The following is an 18768-nucleotide window of genomic DNA, read 5'->3' as shown; positions in this document are numbered from 1 at the left end:
GGCAGCTGGCATTTTGACTATATTGGTTCGGCAGTTCCCCATCCTCGATTTGGAAATAAGTTAGATTTTGTATTAATGTGCTTTGTTCCTCCTTTATGTGTACTGTAAGTATTGCAATGTGGTAAGTTTTTTTTAATACAACTGATAACTGCTTTTCGTGGGTGTTTTTTGTTACCTACAGCTGAAACCCAAAATTGGTTAGGATTAAAATTAGAAATCCAATTTGCACTAATATTCCTTCTACTACCGTGGTGGGGTAGCTGACAAATGTGAATATTTCTAATGTCAAAACCGTTATCCTCAGAGGATGCAAATGAGTCTACCCCTGCATCTGATGTGAATAAGTACTTCCTTCCACTTGAGTCAATAAATTTTGTCAATACCGAGGTCAAATTTTCTGCTGATGCGTCATTTTTTTCATCAACAATATCGCAAGGTTTTAGACCTTCTTCTAATTCATTAATTTCACTTTCAGGTTGTATATTTGAACCTACGGTCTTTAAATTATCAATATTTGTAAAATAAGCTAATTGTTCCAAGTAAAATGATTTAGAAGGCCCCACAATTTCAAAAAGATTGTGGTCTAAATGACTGTCGGAAAATGCTGGCAATTTATTTATGCCATATTGGTTCAAAACTTCGCTTAAATTATCCGCTTCTTTTAATGAAGAAAATAGCTTTTGTACTCTTTTGGTAGAGTAAAAAAAAGATTCATTAAGTTGTCTAATTTGTTGACGCTTCGCCTCTTCAATGTAGTCTGTCGGGTCATTATAATAGAACCTAGCAATTTGATTTTTAAAATAATGAACTAAGTCAATTAATCCTCCAATATGGTCAGAATGTGGATGCGTATTGATTATTAATATTGGAGTATTTGAAGGAATGTTTGGCTTAATATAGTCCTCGTAATGTTTAATGATTTTTTTTGAATCACTAGAGTTACCACCATCAATAAATGTTACAAAATCAGAACCCTCTGCTTTTGTCCACACAATTATACAATCTGCGTTACCCAATGATAACATATCTATGCTATGATCCATATTTTTTAGTTTTGATTATCTTTTGATGCCCTCGATTTTTCTATTCCCCAAGTTGCTTGTGCCAAGTCTTCAATTTTCGATATAAATTTGTCTACATTAAGACCGGCAATAAATGCAAGAGCATAAAATCCAAAATTTGAAGAACTAGTGTTAGTTTGTGCTTCAAGTACTAACAAACCTGCTTTTAAGAATAAAAAACTAACAGAACCTGTCAGTATGCTTGCAAATGGTCTTATTATATACCACGGATACCATTCACTGCTCCATTGTTTTCTCGCACTGTAATTGACATACAACCCTCTTAAACAATATAAAACACCACCAAAACCTCCTGCAAGTCCACAAGAGATTGGCAATTGATATGAAATAGTCCATTCAGGAAGTTGTCCGCTTAACAATAGAATTAGAGAGCTAACGAGTCCCAAGAGAAACAGAATTAAATATATTGCAATACCTATCATAATCTTAATTATTTGCGAGTTTGTTTTCTTTTATACAGCTGTTGGCATTCTTTCTGTCCGTCCGTTATGGTTTAAGGAAGTCAAATGCTTTAAATAGTTCATTGTCGGCTGGTTGTTTTAGTTCTGCTTCTTTATCAAAATGGTATGAAACCCAACGAACGTCTTTACTTTCAATGCTTGTATAAAAGTAAATTGCGTCAGACGCTTCAACGAATTTAATGAATGGTAATAATTCTAATGGTTTTGTCTGCTCCGAATTGCACAGATATAGCTTTTTTCTGTCGAGTGGAATTAGGCTTTTTATTGTTACTTCATTGAATGGAGTTCTTGCTCCGATAAGTTCTTTTGCGTTAAAAGTAAAAATACCATCTTCAAAACTGCTTGTTGTCGGAGAAAGCATTCGAGTATCTTCAAAAGCATCAGCAATGTGTTTTCTAAATTCGTTTAGTTGCTGTTCAAGTGTTAGAACCCTTTGATTGTTTTCTTCTTCGCTTGTTATTCCACCGTGTCCTTTCCATTTGTTTCTAAGATTGGCAACTTCAATTAAAACATTGACAATTCCCTTGCTTGTAATCATTGATAAAAAGGCTTCGGTAGGATTACCAAACAGACTTTTGCAATATTCTTTCTTATCGTTGTCTGATAGGTATTCTCTAATTGCTTTTGAAAGTCTCGAAGTAAGGACGTTCCAATTTCCAAACGTTGCTCTTAAATACCAATTTTGAAATTTTTCATCCTTGTCAATCCATTTATGACTTTCTGCTTTGTAAAATTCTTTGTCTTGAACCAAAGCACTTAGCATTAGCATTGATAGAAATTCCGAGAATGCTTCAAAGAAGTGAAACAAGTGTTCAATTTTCTTGCTATTGTCTTTGGTCGCATAATACCGCCAAAGAATTGAAGAAATAGGAAACGGAAGTTTGTCTATCCAATTTTCCAATTTTTCTTCTTGATTTATGGTTTTTAATTCCTTGGAGATTGATTTATAGCTTTTCGGCTGTTTCCATAAGTTCCTCTTGAGTTCATCAAGTCTCAAAGAGAATTGTTGAATTTTACTGTCAACTTCGATTAACTCTGCTTGGGTGGATAAGTCAGGTAAGAAGAAAACACACCTTGAAAGTTGAGATTTTGAAATTTGAGGAATTACTGCACCAACTTCTAAACTCTCTCTTAGTTTTTTACCAACTGGCGTATTAAAATAATTTGCCACATAAATCGCATTGGCTTTTGTCTCGTCAAGTTGGATTTGGTAATAATTTTTTGGCTTGATTTTCAGTTCTGATAAACTTGCAACAACTGGACTGTTTCCGACTTTGGGCAAATAAATAGAATTAGCTAAATGCTCGACTTCATCAGAATTGTCGCCTTTGAGTGCATTTATAGATTTAGAAATGTCAGTTAAGAGAATTGGCGGGTAGCCAATTCTCTTAACTAGTTCTTGCATTTCTTTTTCAGATACAAGTGAGTTCAAGGACTTGAACTCCATAAAATCTACAAAACAACCAAGTTGAATGGCTTTTGCTTCTTTATGATTTTTAAAGTTTTGGAGTATTGTTTTATTCGTTGTATCATCCTGTGAAATTTCAGCAACAAATGTTTTTTCTTTACTCTGTTTAGAAATAAGAATAAGGTTTGACGGAATATTTGTCATAGGTGCAAAAGCACCTGAAGGAACAGAAAAAACAGCTTCAACAAAAAGACCTTTCTTGTTCAATGCTTCTTTTCCTTTGTCGTCCATTAAAAATGAGTTAGAAACAAGGAATATCAATTTTCCATCTTGGGCAAGGTGTTCACCACATTTTAAAAGTAGAGTTGTTGCGAAGTCAAAAGGGCTTTTCTCTCCGTTTATGTGTTGCGTTCGCATTCCAAAAGGAGGAAAGGAAAGAACTAAATCAAAGTTTAGAGTTTCTTTCGATAGTTCATTTAATGTGTCACCAAGTTTTATATTTTGACTTTTTTCTTTGAATAAGGTCTTAATGGTTTCAAATTCTGTTTGGTTAATACAAGTCCCAAAAATGTTGTCAGCTTGAATATAAAAGATAGGAGAGGATATTGTAATCCAAGGGTCAAGAATTGATTTTTTGTTTTCGGGCTTTATTAGTTCTTCAATGAACTTGAAAACATAAGTCGGTGCAGTAATAGAATGAGTGTTTGTGAGTTTGGAAAGCAATTCCATTTCCTGAAAAATATTGTCAAGTTTTTCTTCTCCCAAAGTTGCTCCGATAAGTTCTAACAATCTGGTGTCACGAAACCCTGAAAAATTTCGGTCTGTCCGAAGTCGGTCAAGGTTACTCCAAATTTTATTTTTTATGTCCGTTTGTTCCATTGTTGTCGTTTTTTATGCTTGCTGCCAACGTGATTCAGCTTGGAGACGGCGGGCATTCGGAGCCATTCTCTCCCAGCCTACTCCTAACTTCTTAAAGATACTAAACTTTCAATTTACGTGGATCCGCCCGCTGTTTTACAAGGTGATGTTGGACTCAGTTATTTTTAGGTACACTATTAGTTTAACGAATGCCTACCACCATCTAAAAGAGTTTATCTAAACTATTATAGTCAAAGTTCGGTTTCATCATTCATATTTGAATTTTCTGAATATTAGTATAGTCAATTAAGAATCGAGCTTTGTAGCCATCCAGCTATAACACTCCCCATTTGTTGGACCAAAAGTATCAGTTGCTAAGTTAATTTATTTATTTGTTAATACTTCTTTAGTTGTCCTATTTCCCAAGGGTACCCTTGGGAAATAGGACAACTAACTTTTACTTTATGCTGCTTTTCGGGTTGGCCCATAATATCTTTCCCCAGGCTTCTCCCTAGTGGTATGATGAACCTTTTGGTTGTAATATTCAATATACCATTTGACACCTTTGAGCAGGTCATAACCGTCCTCGCTTGGGTTCAGATAGATGTAATCATACTTGATCGACTTCCAGAACCTTTCAATATATACATTGTCCAAAGCCCTTCCCTTTCCGTCCATTGATACTTTGATATCCAGCCCTTCAAGGTAATTGATCCATAAGGCTGATGTGTACTGGCTTCCCTGATCGGAATTGACTATCTCTGGCTTACCATTTTCTCTGATGGCCTCTTCGATTACCTGCTTACACCATTTGGCGTCCTGACTGTTGGATATACCCCATGACAGTATCCTTCTGCTGTAAACATCCATGACTGCGGTCAGGAACATAAACCCCTTCTGCATCGGAATGTAGGTGATATCGGTTACCCACACTTGGTTGGGCCTTTCAATCTTTAAGTTCCTGAGAAGATAAGGCCTGATATATTCACGCAAACCGGATTTGGTAAGGTTCTTCCTCCTGTAAAGGGTTTCCCTGCCCATCAGCCTGAAAAGCCTCCTGATGCGCTTTGGGCCGACAACGAAGCCCAGTCCTGTCAACAGATAGACCATCGACACAACGCCTTCAGTAGGGTGATCGGTAAGATGCCTGTCCATGATTCCCATCAGTTTCAGATTGATCTCGTTTTCCCCTTTTGGTTTGTAATATAGACTGCTTCGGGGAACCTCCAATACTTCACACTGTTTCCTTATAGAAAGCCCCTTATAATCGGAACAAACCAATGTCGCCCGGTCTTTCATATCCCCAGTTTCTTGCAGCTTTTTTTTAAAAAGTCATTCTCTACTTTTAGCTCTCCGATCTGGGCATAGAGCTGCTCAAGGGCAGGGCCTTCTTCCTTTTTCTTTGAATGATCCTTTTCAAATACAGCTGACATATTATCCAAAAACTCACCCTTCCACTTGGAGATAATCACAGGGCTAACATCGAACTTCTTGGACAATTCAGCCAATGTAAACTGATTCTTGATTGCTTCAAGGGCCACTTTTGCCTTGAACTCAGGAGAAAACTTTCGTCTTGTTTGCTTGTTCATAAGGTTAAATTTAAACGGTTTTTTTAACTTAACCTCTGGTCTCAATTTTGGGGAGTATTATAAGCCTTCCTTTTTTTATTCTTCCAACAGTCAATTTTTCCACCTATGGACATGAAAGTTATTGGAAGTTAGGAACAAAATATCCTGATATTATTAGCAGGTTAAATTAATATTTTGCAATTACTTAATTTAATAATTGTTTAAATCTTTTAAAACGAGGTAAAAAAGAAGTACATACCTGCCAAAAAAGCCACTATTCCTGCATAGTATATATTTACGTTTCCCATGTTAAAATCATCTCTTTTATATGCTTTATCCCTAATTTGAATAATAAAAATAATTATTGAAATGAGAATGAGTAATATTCCTATAAGCATGTTAAATATATCCATGGTCAAATTAATTAATTACCTCAATTTCTACATTATAAGCAATTATCATTTTGACCTGTTTAAGAATTTTTTCAATACTATTACTCCCATATCTTATGCTTCTTCTTTGCCGTTTTGTAATTGAGTCCAACGGTCAAGTATAAGCGTAGTGCGGGTTTTCGGAGCGATTCACTGTCCGCCAACCGCAAAGTTTATAAGAAGCAAAATTGCTCAATTTTAGCCACTCAGCCCGCATTACGCTTATACAATGTTGGGGCATCGTGCTTTTTGTTCCCTTTATTCGTACTTTTTTTTCAACTCTACAAGATACTCTATAAGTGCCTTTTTTTCATTCTCTTTGAGTTTTGCTTCGGGATGCATGAATAAGTACTCACGAAGGGGCATTTTGTTTTCTTCAATCTGGTTAATCATTGACTTGAGTTTCACACGCTTTCTTCTGTCAGAATAGTTGTCAAATTCAGAGTAATTCAACACGGTTTTCCCACTGTCAATATGATTTTGCAAGATAGATGCCACAGGCTGAATGTAAGCATACCAAGGATACTCCGTATGATTGCTGTGGCAGTTGTAACAGGAAAGAGAGAGGGTTCTGCTTATGTTTTCAGGTTGATTATAGATTTTCAAAAAATCCGTTTCCACGTTTCTTTCCCCTGTGTTACGTTGTACGGGGATAAATTGCATTCCCACAATGACAATAATAAGAAAAAGCACTCCCCTTTTTAACCATCGCCTCATTCAACGGTAATTTCTTGCTGTACTTTACCGCATTTGAGCATCTTGCTTCCAAACAAGGGGTTTTTTACTTCGTTTGAAGCACTGAGCCATGAACCACCCCGCTTATTGTTATACATCGGGCAATATTGTACATATAAATTTCTGTCTGCCCCGGCTATTTTTAGAAGGTCCTTTATATCTGTGGTAAGGGTTTCAAAGTGTTCTCTTTGGTGGTCAATTTCGCTTTTAGAGATATGTTCTCCATGCTCTTTTGCTACGTCAAGAATTTCTTTTATCTCTTTTTGCTGTTCTGTGGAAAAAGTATTTATGTTAAATGCTCCAGCGCTTTCAGCGAGTTGTGTACCTGCTTTGGCAGCCGCTTGCTGGTTATCGTTGGCTAAAGCGTCTTTTATACCCAGATAAGCGTTTATGATGCCCGCAGTAACGTCAGAACGTTCTACTGTAATGTTTTCCTGCTGTTCTTCTGTAGCTACGCCTTCATCAGAGTGTTTACCCGAAGCATTCCCATGGCTATGACCGTCATTATGGTCATGTCCTCCCTGATGTTCATGTTCTTCATGTCCTGTAACTTCGGTTTCTTCCCCGTTATTCTGCGAGGAGTTATTGCTGTTGCAGCTTACCATGGCAAAAGCAATGATGGCTGCGAAAAAGATTTTTGTTTTCATGTTGTTTTGTTTTTATTGGTTTATAAACGTTTCTGTTTGTAAATTATTGTCAGACCATGACAATCTATTTTGTTTTTTTCGTCTCAAGGTTATGTTGTCTTGTTTTGCATGTGCCCCAACGGTTTTCTTCACGCAACCATTGCGCTATTTGTTCCATATGGAATGTATTGCGCAACTGTTGCGTATATTTCTTAATTATCTCCCCATAAAACTACCACTTTCTTCACTCTAAAAAAATACCTACTACTGAGTATATTTGATAAAAAATGACACTTTACCAATACTTATAAATTGTCCAAAGAATTTTATATCCTGCTCCGAATACTCCTTTCACCGTTCCACTTACTTTTGAGACGCCTATGCGCTTTCTGTAATCTACGGGGATTTCTGTGGTTTTGAGGCCTGACTGGGCAGCTTTGATTTGCATTTCTATGGTCCACCCGTAGTTTTCATCTACCATTCCTAAGGCTTTCAATTGATCCCACTTGATCGCTCTAAATGGCCCAAGATCGGTATAGTTGGTCTTGTAAATCCAGCGCATCAGCGTCGTCGCTAGCCAATTCCCGAAAACTTGAGGCAAGGTCATCGAGCCGCCTTCTCTTTTCCCCAAAGCCCGAGAACCAATGACCATATCATAATCAGCTTCTATGATTGGCTTTATTAGATCTAGTAGCTGTTCTGGATAATCAGAATAATCTCCATCTAAAAACACGACAATATCTGCTTGTTCTTCAACTTTCGACAGGTAATCCATGGCTGTCAGACAAGCTTTGCCATAGCCTTTCTGCGGTTCATCCAGCACAATTGCTCCTGCTGCTTCAGCAACTTTTTTGGTGGTATCCGAAGAACCATTATTTGCCACGACCACATGCCTGACAATTGTGGGAATGTCTCGGATAACTTTTCCAATGGAATCCTCCTCGTTGAAAGCTGGAATAATGACGTCGATGATAGGCTGATTCAATTGCAAAATTTTTGATTTGGTGAAAAGAAAGGGTTTGAACTTGGTTACTTCAACCTGTAGCTTTTGAAAGATTCAATACTGACCAGCGTAAAACCTAAAGCCAACATCCCATGAAATACAAGCATTTCGTAGGTCTGAAAATAAATTGAAATTACAACCATCGATAGGAATACTACTGCCATGACACCTTCCAAATAAGTCGTCATGGGAACTTTGAGTTGGTGGTAGATATTTTTTTTCCAAGACTGCTTGTCACTGAGGTTGTATTTTGGTGTTCGGATAAAAGGTGATTTTTTACCCGTCAACCCTTGCCATACCGCTTGCGCATTGTGAATGGAAAGCCCCATAGAAACAGAAAGAAATAAGGGTAATTCCCACAGAAACCTCAAAATTCCTTTTGTAGAAAATTCCACCAAGCTCAAGTTGGCGAAGAAATAGACCAAAGCGATAATCACGAATCCAACCAAAAACACAGCTGCACCTCTAAAAATCTCTCCGGGAATCATCTCTTGCTGAAAAGCCCACCACAGTGGAATGCTACATAAACTTACAATCACCACCGCAATAAAAATCACCGCATTGAGTAAATGTGCTGATGCATGAAGTTTTTTTCTCAATCCAAAAGGGTTCAACCAGACATTTTTCAAATGTTTTGCAGCACACTCAGCGCCACCTTTCGTCCAACGAAATTGCTGGGACTTGATGGCTGACATAAAAGGTGGCAACTCAGCAGGTGATTTTATATCTGGACGATAGATAAATTCCCACCCTTTTTGCTGCGCTCTATAACTTAAGTCTAAATCTTCTGTCAAGGTATCGTCATGCCAATTTCCGGCATCGAGGATACAAGATTTTCTCCAAATCCCACCCGTTCCATTGAAATTGATAAATGCCTGCTGATGATTTCTCCCCATCTGCTCCACCATAAAATGTGCATCCAAAGCAAAAGCTTGAAGCCTTGTCAGAATAGAATAACCTTCATTCAGATGGGTCCAGCGACTTTGTACCATGCCGATTTTTTCATTCGAAAAATGCCCGATAGTCTGGAGAATAAAATCAGGATCAGGAACAAAATCAGCATCGAATACCGCAATAAATTCGCCTTTAGCCAAATCCAAACCAGCTTTTAGAGCTCCCGCTTTAAATCCAGTACGGTCTTCTCTGTGGATATACTGAAAATCGATCTCTGGATAATTTTGAATATAGCTTTTGATAATATCCGCAGTTTCATCTGTACTATCATCGAGCAGCTGAATCTCAAGCTTGTCTTTTGGATAATTAAATTTTGCTGCTGCATCAATTAGCCTTTCGACCACATATTTTTCATTGAAAATCGGGAGTTGTATCGTCACAAAAGGAAGCTTTTCCCAAGCAGGAGGACTTGCCTTAGGGATGTTTTTTCTAAACTTAAAAAAATGATAAAGTAAATTTGCCTGAGCAAAGCTATACAGGAGGATAAACAACATCGCAAGGACATAAATGCCCATGATGATATAAATAAAGATCATTAAGATTTTATGCTTATGGATTTATTGCCAATGATGATAGGCATGTCATTGATTCTACCTTCTTCACCTGCATTTTCTAATTTTAAGACTCCTCTTGGACATACTGATGAACATACTCCACAACCTACGCAGGAGGATCTGACGATATTTTGACCTCTCTGAGCATACCAGCGCACATCGATTCCCATTTCACAATAAGTTGAGCAATTACCGCAGGAAATACACTGTCCGCCATTGGTGGTGATTCTGAACCTAGACTTGAAGCGCTGCACCAATCCTAAGTATGCTGCCAATGGACACCCAAATCTACACCAAACTCTGTTACCCATCAAGGGATAAAAACCAGTTCCAATCACTCCCGCAAATGCAGAGCCAATCAAAAACCCATAAACTGTATGCAATTCATTGGTTGCATAACCCAATAGCTCAAATTCCATAAAATAATTGGCCAGCGTAACCGCTGTCATCACCACAGCAAAAACCAAAACGCCATGAATCAAATAACGCTCAATTTTCCAAGCCTTGACTGTTTTATCAGAAAGCTGCCGGTAAGGATCGCCCAGAGTCTCTGCTAATCCACCACATCCACATACCCAACTGCAATACCATCTCTTTCCGTAGAAATATGTAAATAACGGCACACCAACCACAATCAAAATAATCCCCCAAACCAACATAAACATGCCCAAGGCTCCAGAACCTAGCATTCCTTCTAGTCTGTAATCATAAAAAAAGGAATAGTCCAAAGGCCAAATATTTTTAAAATCATGCCACGGCATATTCAGCAAAACCAGGATTTCTGGAAGGATAAAAGCAAAAGCCAATTGGAAAAACATGACTGAGGCTGTCCGAATCGTTTGGTAATTATTGCCGCGATATTTCCTAAACATCCTGATTCCCATCACCAAAATGGCCAGCGTATAGATAAATCCATACAAAAACCATTGTGATGCTGGATTGCCTGACAAGGCAATAGAGATAGGATCCACCATCAAAACCAGATTAGTCAAATATTCTGGAAACCAATAGAGAACGATATAAAATAAAATCAGCCAAGAGCCTGTGATGATTCCTAGCAAGCCCCTAGACTTCATCGAGGAATGATAGATTCCATCATTTTTGATTCCATTGGGTTGATTTTGGTAGAGCGGGATGATATACAATAAAGCTCCAAATGCTCCGAGTAAAATGGTTACAGCAAGAAATAAACTCGGACTTTCACTCACAAGGCCTGTAGCTGATGCTTTGGTCAAAGAAAAAGCATAATCATCCCAAATCACCTTATCCCATTCTTCAGCACTTTTCAATTCATCATTGTATGCATCAAAATATCCCTTAAAGTCAGCAATGAATTTGATATTGGAGGTGTAAACTTTGCCATACATCGGTTGGAGGATTTCCACCATCGCTTCTTGATGGATATCCTTGGTCTCCGAAATGACTAATTCTTCTTCGAGCTGATAAGTGCCATAAAATGGCAAAAGACTGAAACCAGCAAATGCCAAAATGAAAATTACTAAGCCTATTTTTTGAATGAATTTCATGCGCGGGAACCGATTAGCTTTTGGAGAAATGTTTGTTTTTTAACCTGTATTGATTTTCCTTTTTCCTTATTGTACTGTTTAAGAACTTCTTTATGCAAGGATTTGTAAAACTCAGGATTGAAACTCGCTTGTCCCAGTTCTCCGAGTACTCTTTCTATAGGATAACCATGCTCAATGGCATGATCGAAATATTCGTGGCGAAGTCTCCACCCGAATGCATTCACGCCGATTATGGCTTGATTTGATTTTTGATAGAGAATTCTGATGGCGATTTTCCCTTTGGAATCTTCCCAGTAAAAACTCTCTATATCCTCTCCCCAAATCGGCGGGACAAATCCGTAAGTCTGATATTCGATGTCAAAGAATTTGGCTGAATTAAACCAGATTCCAGGCTTATACGATACTTTTTTGGAGTTGGTAAGGTTGTAAGCAAGCGTCTCTCCATGCATTCTTCCTGTGTACCAAACTTGCTCAATATTTTTTCTATCAGGAGCGGGAGATTCTTGAAATTCAGCACAATCGCCAATAGCATAAACATCCTCCACATTTGTTTTAAAATAGCCATTGACCTTAACTCCTCGATTAATTTCAATTTTTGATTCCTTTAAGAAATCAACATTTGGCCTCACTCCTACGGTCAATCCTACAAACTGACATTCAATCAAGTCACCTGATTTGGTTTTTATGGCTTTTACTCGGCCTGTTCCATCGTCTAGAATTTCATCAAGTTCGGTCTCCAACCTTAAATCAATATGGTGTTCTTTGATATGTCTATTGATCAGTTTGGCTTCCTCTTCTGGCAAAACAGTATCCCAAAAATTCTTCTCTCTAACCAAAAAAGTCACAGGAATCTTTCGGCTTGAAAACATCTCTGCCATTTCTATCCCGATCAATCCTCCACCGACGACAACTGCTCTTTTTATAGCTTGAGAATTTTTTTCCATCAATTCCAAATCCTGAATGCTGTAGAGCCCCTGAACTCCTTGAAGATCCTCTCCTTTCCAACCAAATTTATTTGGCTTTGAGCCTGAGGCAATAATTAAAGTATCATAATCAAATGAGGAATTGTCTGCGAAAATTAAAGATTTTTGATCGACATCTACTTTACTCACCCAAGCTTGCTTGAGATTAATCCTATTTTTTTCCCAAAACCAATCTTCATAAGGCTTGGTATGCTCGTACTTCATGTGGCCCATGTAAATATACATCAGTGCTGTTCGAGAAAAAAAATGCTCGCTTTCTCCAGAAATGATGGTTATTTGGCAATTAGAATCAGCTTTCCTTAGATGTCTCGCACAAGTGACACCGGAAATTCCATTTCCTATAATTACAAAATGTTTGGGTTTACTTTTCGTTGAGTGACCAGTCATAATCTAAATAAGAGTCTTTGGCTTTAGGATTGATTTTGACCTTTGAATATTTGTTAAGGTAATCAATTATATTCCCATTTTTTGTAAAATCTCCTTTGAACCAGCTAAATATTTTAGAAATCTCTATTTGATTGGAGCTAATCTTATTGCGCCTTGTGTCATTTATAAATGACTTTGCTACACGATCCAATTGTGAGTCTATTTTTGTCGAAACAAAAGCCTCATTTAAAAGAGGTGGACAAGAAATTGAAGCACAGTTGATTGCAAAATGTATCCTAGGCTCTTCAAATTCCTTTCTGAGGATTTTATGCTCTATTTCGTCCAAATTAGCATCTTGACCACCAATCTTGAAAAATTTGATATGCCAAACGGTATTGATCAGTGGAATTTTAACTTTTGGATGTAAGTCCTGAATACTTTTGACTGGATAATTATCTACGATCAACTTCAAAGTGAATGCGTTGTAAGCATTGATCCAATAAGCCAATTGCTCATTTTTGCTCCAGGTATTGCGGTCTGGCGCATTATTGCTCAGCAGTTCACAATATTGATTTAATTTGGCTTTGTCGTTCATCAAACCTTTATAATTCACTACCCCTGTTGCCGAAACATACTTTTTGAGTAAGGCATCAAAATCTTCATGTGATGGAGATTTTGAATCTTCAGTTCCTAAAGTTGACGCTCCACAGGAAAAATTGAGAATAAGTGATGTAAACAGAATAATTAAGAATTTCATATGGGATGTTTTATTCAATAAACGTGATTAAGGTATTTACAGATTGCTCTATTAAAAAAACATTCGCACATCATGTGTCTTACTCAAGATTCATTTCACTCGAAAACTTTCACTCCTTTATTTAGCCATATTCCCCAAGAACGACTATAAGCATGAACACGATCCGTCTGTTCAGCCTCTTGATTGAATACGGACCTATCTTCATTTACCCAATGAAAAATACCTCCATATAAATTATAAACCTTTTCGTAACCTGCGCCTTTTAGCTTTTTTCCAATTTCTTGACTTCTAGCCCCTATCGAACAATAAACCACAAGTACTTGATCTTTGGGAATTCCTTCAAGAGTTTCAAGAGAGAAAGTATTATAGCCAACCCATTTAGCACCTTTAAGATGACTTACCTCAAATTCCTCCCTCTCTCTTGTATCAAGCAATAAGGCATTTCCCAAAATCTCTTTTTGATGAGGTTTTACTGTTGGAAAATCATTGTCATAAACTCCTTTGAGTAGCATTTTATAAGCTAGACTTTGAGCTATGTTCATTTGAGGTAAAAGAAGTAAAATGAATAGAAATGGACACTTGAATTTCATAGCTTCTAAACTTCTAAAGTCACCTCTAAGTTTCAAGCCTTGATCAAAAATTCAGTTTCTTTCAATTTATTTGCATTGATCAACCATAAAAGTCACTTAATCTGGCTAACCCTTTTTTATTTAAAATGATGATTTTCTTACCATCAAACTCTATAAGTTCATCCTTTTTGAATTCGGAAAGCAACCTGATGACTGTTTCCGTAGCTGTACCTACCAAACCTGCGATTTCTTCTCTAGTTAAAACAATATCTATTTTTTCACCTTCTCCACCATCTATTCCATAAGTATCACCTAATTTTAAGAGTGTAAAAGCCAATCTTTCACGAATAGATTTTTGCGTAGCATCTGTCAATTTCTCTTCCATCATCCCAATATCATTACAAAGTGCTTTGGTCAATCTTCTGTGGAAATTATTATCCTCCTGCAAAACTTTTAAAAAAGTCTCTTTAGGTACAAAACAAATTTTAGCATCTTCGACTATCGTGGCAGTATTCGAATAAAGCTCCTCTCCAAGCATGGAAGAGTAACCTAAAAAATCCCCTTTTTGAGCCAATCGGATTATTTGTTCTTTTCCATTTGAAGCAGTTTTGAATACTTTTACAATACCAGCACTGATACAAAACACGCCTAGAGGTTTTGTTCCTTCGTAATAGAGAATTTGACCTTTTTTATGAGATATAAAGTTTTTATTATCCGAAAGGTTGCATAAATGAGCCTCTGATAAGTCTGCGAACATCGAGAATTTTCTACTGAGACAAAGTTCGCAAGGACTGCTTTTTTCTTTAATCATGGAAAATTTAAATTAATTCTTCTGGGTCTAAATAATAGCTAAAGATAAGAAAAAAAGACAATATTCTCTGATATAATTATCTTATTAATTAGAGAATAGGTAAGCCTTTCAATTGCACAAATTTACCTGAGGACTCCTCAAATTCTAAAAACATATGTTGCTTACCATTTGAGACACCTAAATAAGGTGACTTGATAGTTTTATTATAAACGCAAACTTGTTCGATGGTCTTTTGGGTAAGTTTGACATCTGGAGATTTGCACTCGATCAATAAAAATGGCGCACCATTTCTATCATGAACCAAAACATCAAATCTCTTTTGTAATTGATTATATTTCAATCCCTTTTCCAAAGCAAATAAACTTTTTGGGTAATTATATTTCTGAATTAGAACTTGAATCAAATGCTGTCTAACCCACTCTTCTGGAGTTAAAATCAGATACTTCTTTCTCAAGGCATCGAAAATGCTTAATTTCCCATTCTTTTCTTCCTGTATTCGAAAATCAAATTTAGGGAAATTTAAAGGCTCCTGAAGAAATGAGTAATTTGCTTCCATCATGTTACAAATATGAAGAATTTTATCAAAGAATGTAAACCAATCCACTCCAAATGAAAAAATTATTACTCCTAAGTACAATTTTTATTTCCATCGCTTGCTTGACTTCTTGCAAAAAGGAAAAAGAAAAAGTAGATCTTATTGTTCATAATGGAACCATTTATACCGTATCTGAAGACTTTGATATTGTAAATGCTTTTGCTGTCAAAGACGGAAAGTTTATCGCTGTAGGAAATAATTCAGATATCCTTTCCAAATATGAAGCGAGTCAAACTATAGATGCCGCTGGTCAAGCAATTTACCCTGGTCTGATTGATGCTCATGCACATTTTTATCGGTATGGTTTAGGACTGAAGATAGTTGAGCTACTAGGTGCTGAATCTGAACAAGAGCTCATTGAGCGTGTAATCGAACATCATACAAAAAATCCTGAGTCTCCTTGGATTATGGGAAAAGGATGGGATCAGAATCTTTGGGAAAACAAGGAATTCCCCACAAAAAATCAATTAGATGAGCTTTTCCCTGATACACCCGTCTTGCTTACACGAATCGACGGTCATGCAGCCTTGGCAAATCAAAAAGCTCTTGACTTAGCCGGAATCAGTTCGAAAACTGAAATGATAGGAGGCAAAGTTATACTAGAAAACGGAAGGCCAACCGGGGTTTTGATTGATAACGCTATTAAACTTGTTACCGCTAAGGTCCCTGCACCAAGTGAAGAAGAGTCAAGAGCGGCTTTGATGGATGCTCAAGAGAATTGCTTTTCTGTTGGGTTGACTTCTTTGGTGGATGCTGGGTTAGAGAGAAATATTATCGAGCTCATGCATCAAATGCATCAAGAAAGCTCCTTGAAAATGAGGATTTATGCTATGGTCAACCCAACTGACGAAAACATGGCTCATTATTTTGAAAAAGGATTTTATCAGGATGAATACTTGACAGTTAGAAGTTTCAAGATCTACGGTGATGGTGCCTTAGGGTCAAGAGGTGCGGCCTTATTGCAACCTTATCATGATCACAATACCAATTATGGCTTTCTATTGAATACACCCGAAGCCTTTGATGAATTAGCAAAAAAAATGTATGATAATGGTTTCCAAATGAACACTCACTGCATCGGTGATTCGGCTAACAGAACATTACTTGATATTTATGCCAAGTACTTGAAAGGTAAAAATGATCTTAGATGGAGAATCGAACACGCGCAAGTTGTAAGCAAGGAAGATATGCCAAAATTCGCTTCATACAGCATCATACCTTCTGTGCAGCCCACGCATGCCACCTCAGATATGCCTTGGGCAGGACAGAGATTAGGCCCTTTTCGAATCAAGACAGCTTATGCTTATAAAGATCTACTAGACCAAAATGGTATGATAGCTCTTGGAAGTGATTTTCCAGTAGAACATATCAATCCTATGTATGGGTTTCATGCAGCAGTAGTAAGAAAAGATGCTAGAAACCAACCTGAAGACGGCTTTCAAATAGAAAATAGAATTAGCAGAGAACAAGCCCTAAAGGGCATGACGATTTGGGCGGCCTTTTCGAATTTTGAAGAAAATCTAAAAGGAAGTATTGAAACAGGAAAGCTGGCTGATTTTGTGTTTTTTGAAAAAGATATGATGACTGCACCTGAAAATGAATTGAGGGATTTAAAAGTCACAGGGACTTATATAGGTGGCATGAAAGTCTATTAAAGATAATTTTATTATCCGCAATGACATCAGTATGTTAATATTTCACTTCTAATTTTGCGAATAATCGCCAACAGTACTTAATAAACTGGCCACAACTGATTGAATTGAAATCCATACAATGTTATCAACAGCTACTCCTGCAAAAGCGGATAAACACAAAGGATCAATAGATTCAAAAAAAACCAGCAAAAAGATGCTGGTTTTTTATTCTATTTTGCCCTACTCAATACTCGGAATTGATCCATTACCTTATACGTGGCTCGCATCAGATCCGTATTTACTTCCGGGGACATTTCATCAAAAACTGCAGCTGTATATCCTTGCCAAATGGTATTCCCCTTTTTATTATCAATAACAAAAATGACTAACATCCCATTATTCTGAGCATATTTGACATTTTTGTAATTCTCATCCTTTTCTTTGTCTTCATCTTTCAATTCTTCATCTTCTTCAGTCACTAAGGCACCTTTTCTTTGTAACCAATAATCGAAATTTGGCTGTTCATAACCTCTATATTTCACCTCTTCTCTAAAGACCTTATAATTTACTAAAAGGTCAGGCTTGTTTTCTTCAAATGTAAATCCTTGGGAACCAAGTCTCGTAGAAATCGATCTTTTGATAATCTTGACAAGTTCGTCATCGTCATCATTTGAGTTTTCTATAAAACCAAAAGTTTTGTATCTCTTGAAATTCGCTGAATAGTTGAAATCGTATTCAGCAATAAAGTCTTTTTGTGACATACATCCTGTTGCCACCAACAAGAAAATAAGAATAAATGGAAGGAAATTTTTCATATTAAATAAGGTAAAATGTTTAGCCAAATTTTCACATTTTTGATTTTTGATTAATTTAAGAAATCTAATCGAAGATCTAAAGAAATTCTTATTGTTAACTTCATATATGTTTTTTTGTTTGTGAAATATAGGATATTGGTGATCAAACATTTATGCAAATTTTTCTTTGAAAAAATACCTTTTTGACGTTAAAATCGCTTACTTTCGTTGTAAGTAATGCTTTAAAAAACTAGTCTTTTAACTTCAAAAAAAGGAAAATATGTCGCTTTTTATTATCGGTGATGTCCATGGCTGTTTCCATACTTATCTAAAGTTGATGGATCATTGGGAGCCTAAAACGGAAACCTTAATTCAACTTGGAGATTTGGTTGACAGAGGGAATTTTTCTCCTTTGACTATTAGACTGGCTTTTGAAGTAAAGAAGGTTTTTAAAAATTCAGTACATTTTTTAAAAGGTAATCATGAACAAATGATGCTAAGATACTTGATGGGTGATGATCATTCTGACCATTGGCTTGAAAATGGAGGAAGAGAAACTTTAGAGCAATTCAAAACTCATAATTTAGACCCTCATTTTTACTTAGGATGGATGAATACTATGCCTTTATTTTGGGAAAATAAAAATGTCTTGATATCTCATGCAGGAATTTCAGGGCTTGGATCTCCATATGATGTAAACAACCCAGATGGTGTACTTTGGAATCGAAAGCCAATCATACACATGGGAAAGGTTCAAATCATTGGGCATACACCAAAAATGAACTCTAAACCTGATTTTAATAAAAATTGTAATACATGGAATATTGATACTGGAGCTTACAAAGGAAATTGTTTGACTGGTATCAAACTCAAAAATGATGGCACTTTCATCGAGTCGATAAGTATCCCTACGGATCCGAAGGACATTTTAGAAAAAGCTCAAATCCCTACATCATTATTAGATGCTTCAAAAATAGTTCGATCGAGGGTGCAAAATTAATTTTTGACGCCCCAGTTGTCATTTATCTACAATGACTTATTGAAGAAGAAAAA

18 protein-coding genes are annotated in these 18768 nt (G+C 36.7%); 2 read left to right on the top strand and 16 right to left on the bottom strand.

All coding sequences use genetic code 11. The features are described from left to right. Positions 1-17 precede the first annotated feature (17 nt). The 15 genes from BELBA_RS10100 to BELBA_RS10025 form a co-directional block, all read right to left on the bottom strand. Positions 18-1043 carry an MBL fold metallo-hydrolase gene (locus BELBA_RS10100; RefSeq protein ID WP_014772598.1) on the bottom strand — a complete coding sequence of 342 codons (1026 nt, stop codon included), beginning with the start codon at positions 1041-1043 and terminating at the stop codon, positions 18-20. A 5-nt stretch (positions 1044-1048) separates the two neighbouring features. Next, positions 1049-1504 (bottom strand): hypothetical protein, encoded by a 456-nt coding sequence (locus BELBA_RS10095; RefSeq protein WP_014772597.1) that lies wholly within the window; start codon positions 1502-1504, stop codon positions 1049-1051. 64 nt (positions 1505-1568) lie between these two features. Beyond that, on the bottom strand, positions 1569-3830 hold the full coding sequence (locus BELBA_RS10090; RefSeq protein WP_014772596.1) for an N-6 DNA methylase: 2262 nt from the start codon (positions 3828-3830) through the stop codon (positions 1569-1571). A 441-nt stretch (positions 3831-4271) separates the two neighbouring features. Then, complete coding sequence (locus BELBA_RS10085; protein ID WP_014771031.1) at positions 4272-5108, bottom strand: IS3 family transposase; 837 nt, start codon at positions 5106-5108, stop codon at positions 4272-4274. Further along, entirely contained in the window at positions 5105-5398 is a 294-nt protein-coding gene (locus BELBA_RS10080) for a transposase (RefSeq protein WP_014770860.1), read from the bottom strand. The genes BELBA_RS10085 and BELBA_RS10080 overlap by 4 nt, the downstream gene beginning before the upstream one ends. 668 nt (positions 5399-6066) lie before the next feature. After that, positions 6067-6525 carry a heme-binding domain-containing protein gene (locus BELBA_RS10070; RefSeq protein ID WP_014772594.1) on the bottom strand — a complete coding sequence of 153 codons (459 nt, stop codon included), beginning with the start codon at positions 6523-6525 and terminating at the stop codon, positions 6067-6069. Continuing rightward, on the bottom strand, positions 6522-7190 hold the full coding sequence (locus tag BELBA_RS10065) for a DUF3347 domain-containing protein (protein WP_014772593.1): 669 nt from the start codon (positions 7188-7190) through the stop codon (positions 6522-6524). The genes BELBA_RS10070 and BELBA_RS10065 overlap by 4 nt, the downstream gene beginning before the upstream one ends. A gap of 274 nt (positions 7191-7464) precedes the next feature. Then, positions 7465-8154 (bottom strand): glycosyltransferase family 2 protein, encoded by a 690-nt coding sequence (locus BELBA_RS10060; RefSeq protein WP_014772592.1) that lies wholly within the window; start codon positions 8152-8154, stop codon positions 7465-7467. A gap of 44 nt (positions 8155-8198) precedes the next feature. Further along, complete coding sequence (locus tag BELBA_RS10055) at positions 8199-9662, bottom strand: cellulose synthase family protein (protein ID WP_014772591.1); 1464 nt, start codon at positions 9660-9662, stop codon at positions 8199-8201. Further along, entirely contained in the window at positions 9662-11206 is a 1545-nt protein-coding gene (locus tag BELBA_RS10050) for a 4Fe-4S binding protein (RefSeq protein WP_014772590.1), read from the bottom strand. Before BELBA_RS10050 ends, BELBA_RS10055 begins: the two co-directional genes overlap by 1 nt. Continuing rightward, positions 11203-12576 carry an NAD(P)/FAD-dependent oxidoreductase gene (locus BELBA_RS10045; protein WP_014772589.1) on the bottom strand — a complete coding sequence of 458 codons (1374 nt, stop codon included), beginning with the start codon at positions 12574-12576 and terminating at the stop codon, positions 11203-11205. Before BELBA_RS10045 ends, BELBA_RS10050 begins: the two co-directional genes overlap by 4 nt. Further along, a complete protein-coding gene (locus tag BELBA_RS10040; RefSeq protein WP_014772588.1) occupies positions 12551-13312 on the bottom strand; it encodes a DUF547 domain-containing protein in 762 nt (253 codons plus the stop codon). The genes BELBA_RS10045 and BELBA_RS10040 overlap by 26 nt, the downstream gene beginning before the upstream one ends. A 95-nt stretch (positions 13313-13407) precedes the next feature. After that, positions 13408-13902, bottom strand: coding sequence for a rhodanese-like domain-containing protein (locus BELBA_RS10035; RefSeq protein WP_041779607.1), 495 nt, complete (start codon positions 13900-13902; stop codon positions 13408-13410). Between the two features lie 79 nt (positions 13903-13981). Continuing rightward, the gene (locus BELBA_RS10030) at positions 13982-14692 is read right to left on the bottom strand and encodes a Crp/Fnr family transcriptional regulator (protein WP_014772586.1); all 711 of its coding nucleotides are present in this window, start codon (positions 14690-14692) and stop codon (positions 13982-13984) included. Between the two features lie 88 nt (positions 14693-14780). Beyond that, positions 14781-15248, bottom strand: coding sequence for a type I restriction enzyme HsdR N-terminal domain-containing protein (locus tag BELBA_RS10025; RefSeq protein ID WP_014772585.1), 468 nt, complete (start codon positions 15246-15248; stop codon positions 14781-14783). A gap of 53 nt (positions 15249-15301) precedes the next feature. Here BELBA_RS10025 and BELBA_RS10020 point away from each other — a divergent pair, with 53 nt between their 5' ends. Further along, positions 15302-16942, top strand: coding sequence for an amidohydrolase (locus BELBA_RS10020; protein ID WP_014772584.1), 1641 nt, complete (start codon positions 15302-15304; stop codon positions 16940-16942). Positions 16943-17151: 209 nt separating this feature from the next. On the opposite strand, the gene BELBA_RS10015 is transcribed toward BELBA_RS10020, so the two are convergent. Continuing rightward, complete coding sequence (locus BELBA_RS10015) at positions 17152-17736, bottom strand: DUF4136 domain-containing protein (RefSeq protein WP_041779606.1); 585 nt, start codon at positions 17734-17736, stop codon at positions 17152-17154. 259 nt (positions 17737-17995) lie between these two features. On the opposite strand from BELBA_RS10015, the gene BELBA_RS10010 reads away from it, so the two are divergent. Continuing rightward, complete coding sequence (locus tag BELBA_RS10010) at positions 17996-18715, top strand: metallophosphoesterase family protein (protein WP_014772582.1); 720 nt, start codon at positions 17996-17998, stop codon at positions 18713-18715. The last annotated feature ends 53 nt before the right edge of the window (positions 18716-18768 follow it).

Source organism: Belliella baltica DSM 15883 (assembly GCF_000265405.1).
In the GTDB taxonomy this organism is placed as follows: Bacteria; Bacteroidota; Bacteroidia; order Cytophagales; family Cyclobacteriaceae; genus Belliella; species Belliella baltica.
This window is presented reverse-complemented; position numbering and strand designations above follow the sequence as displayed.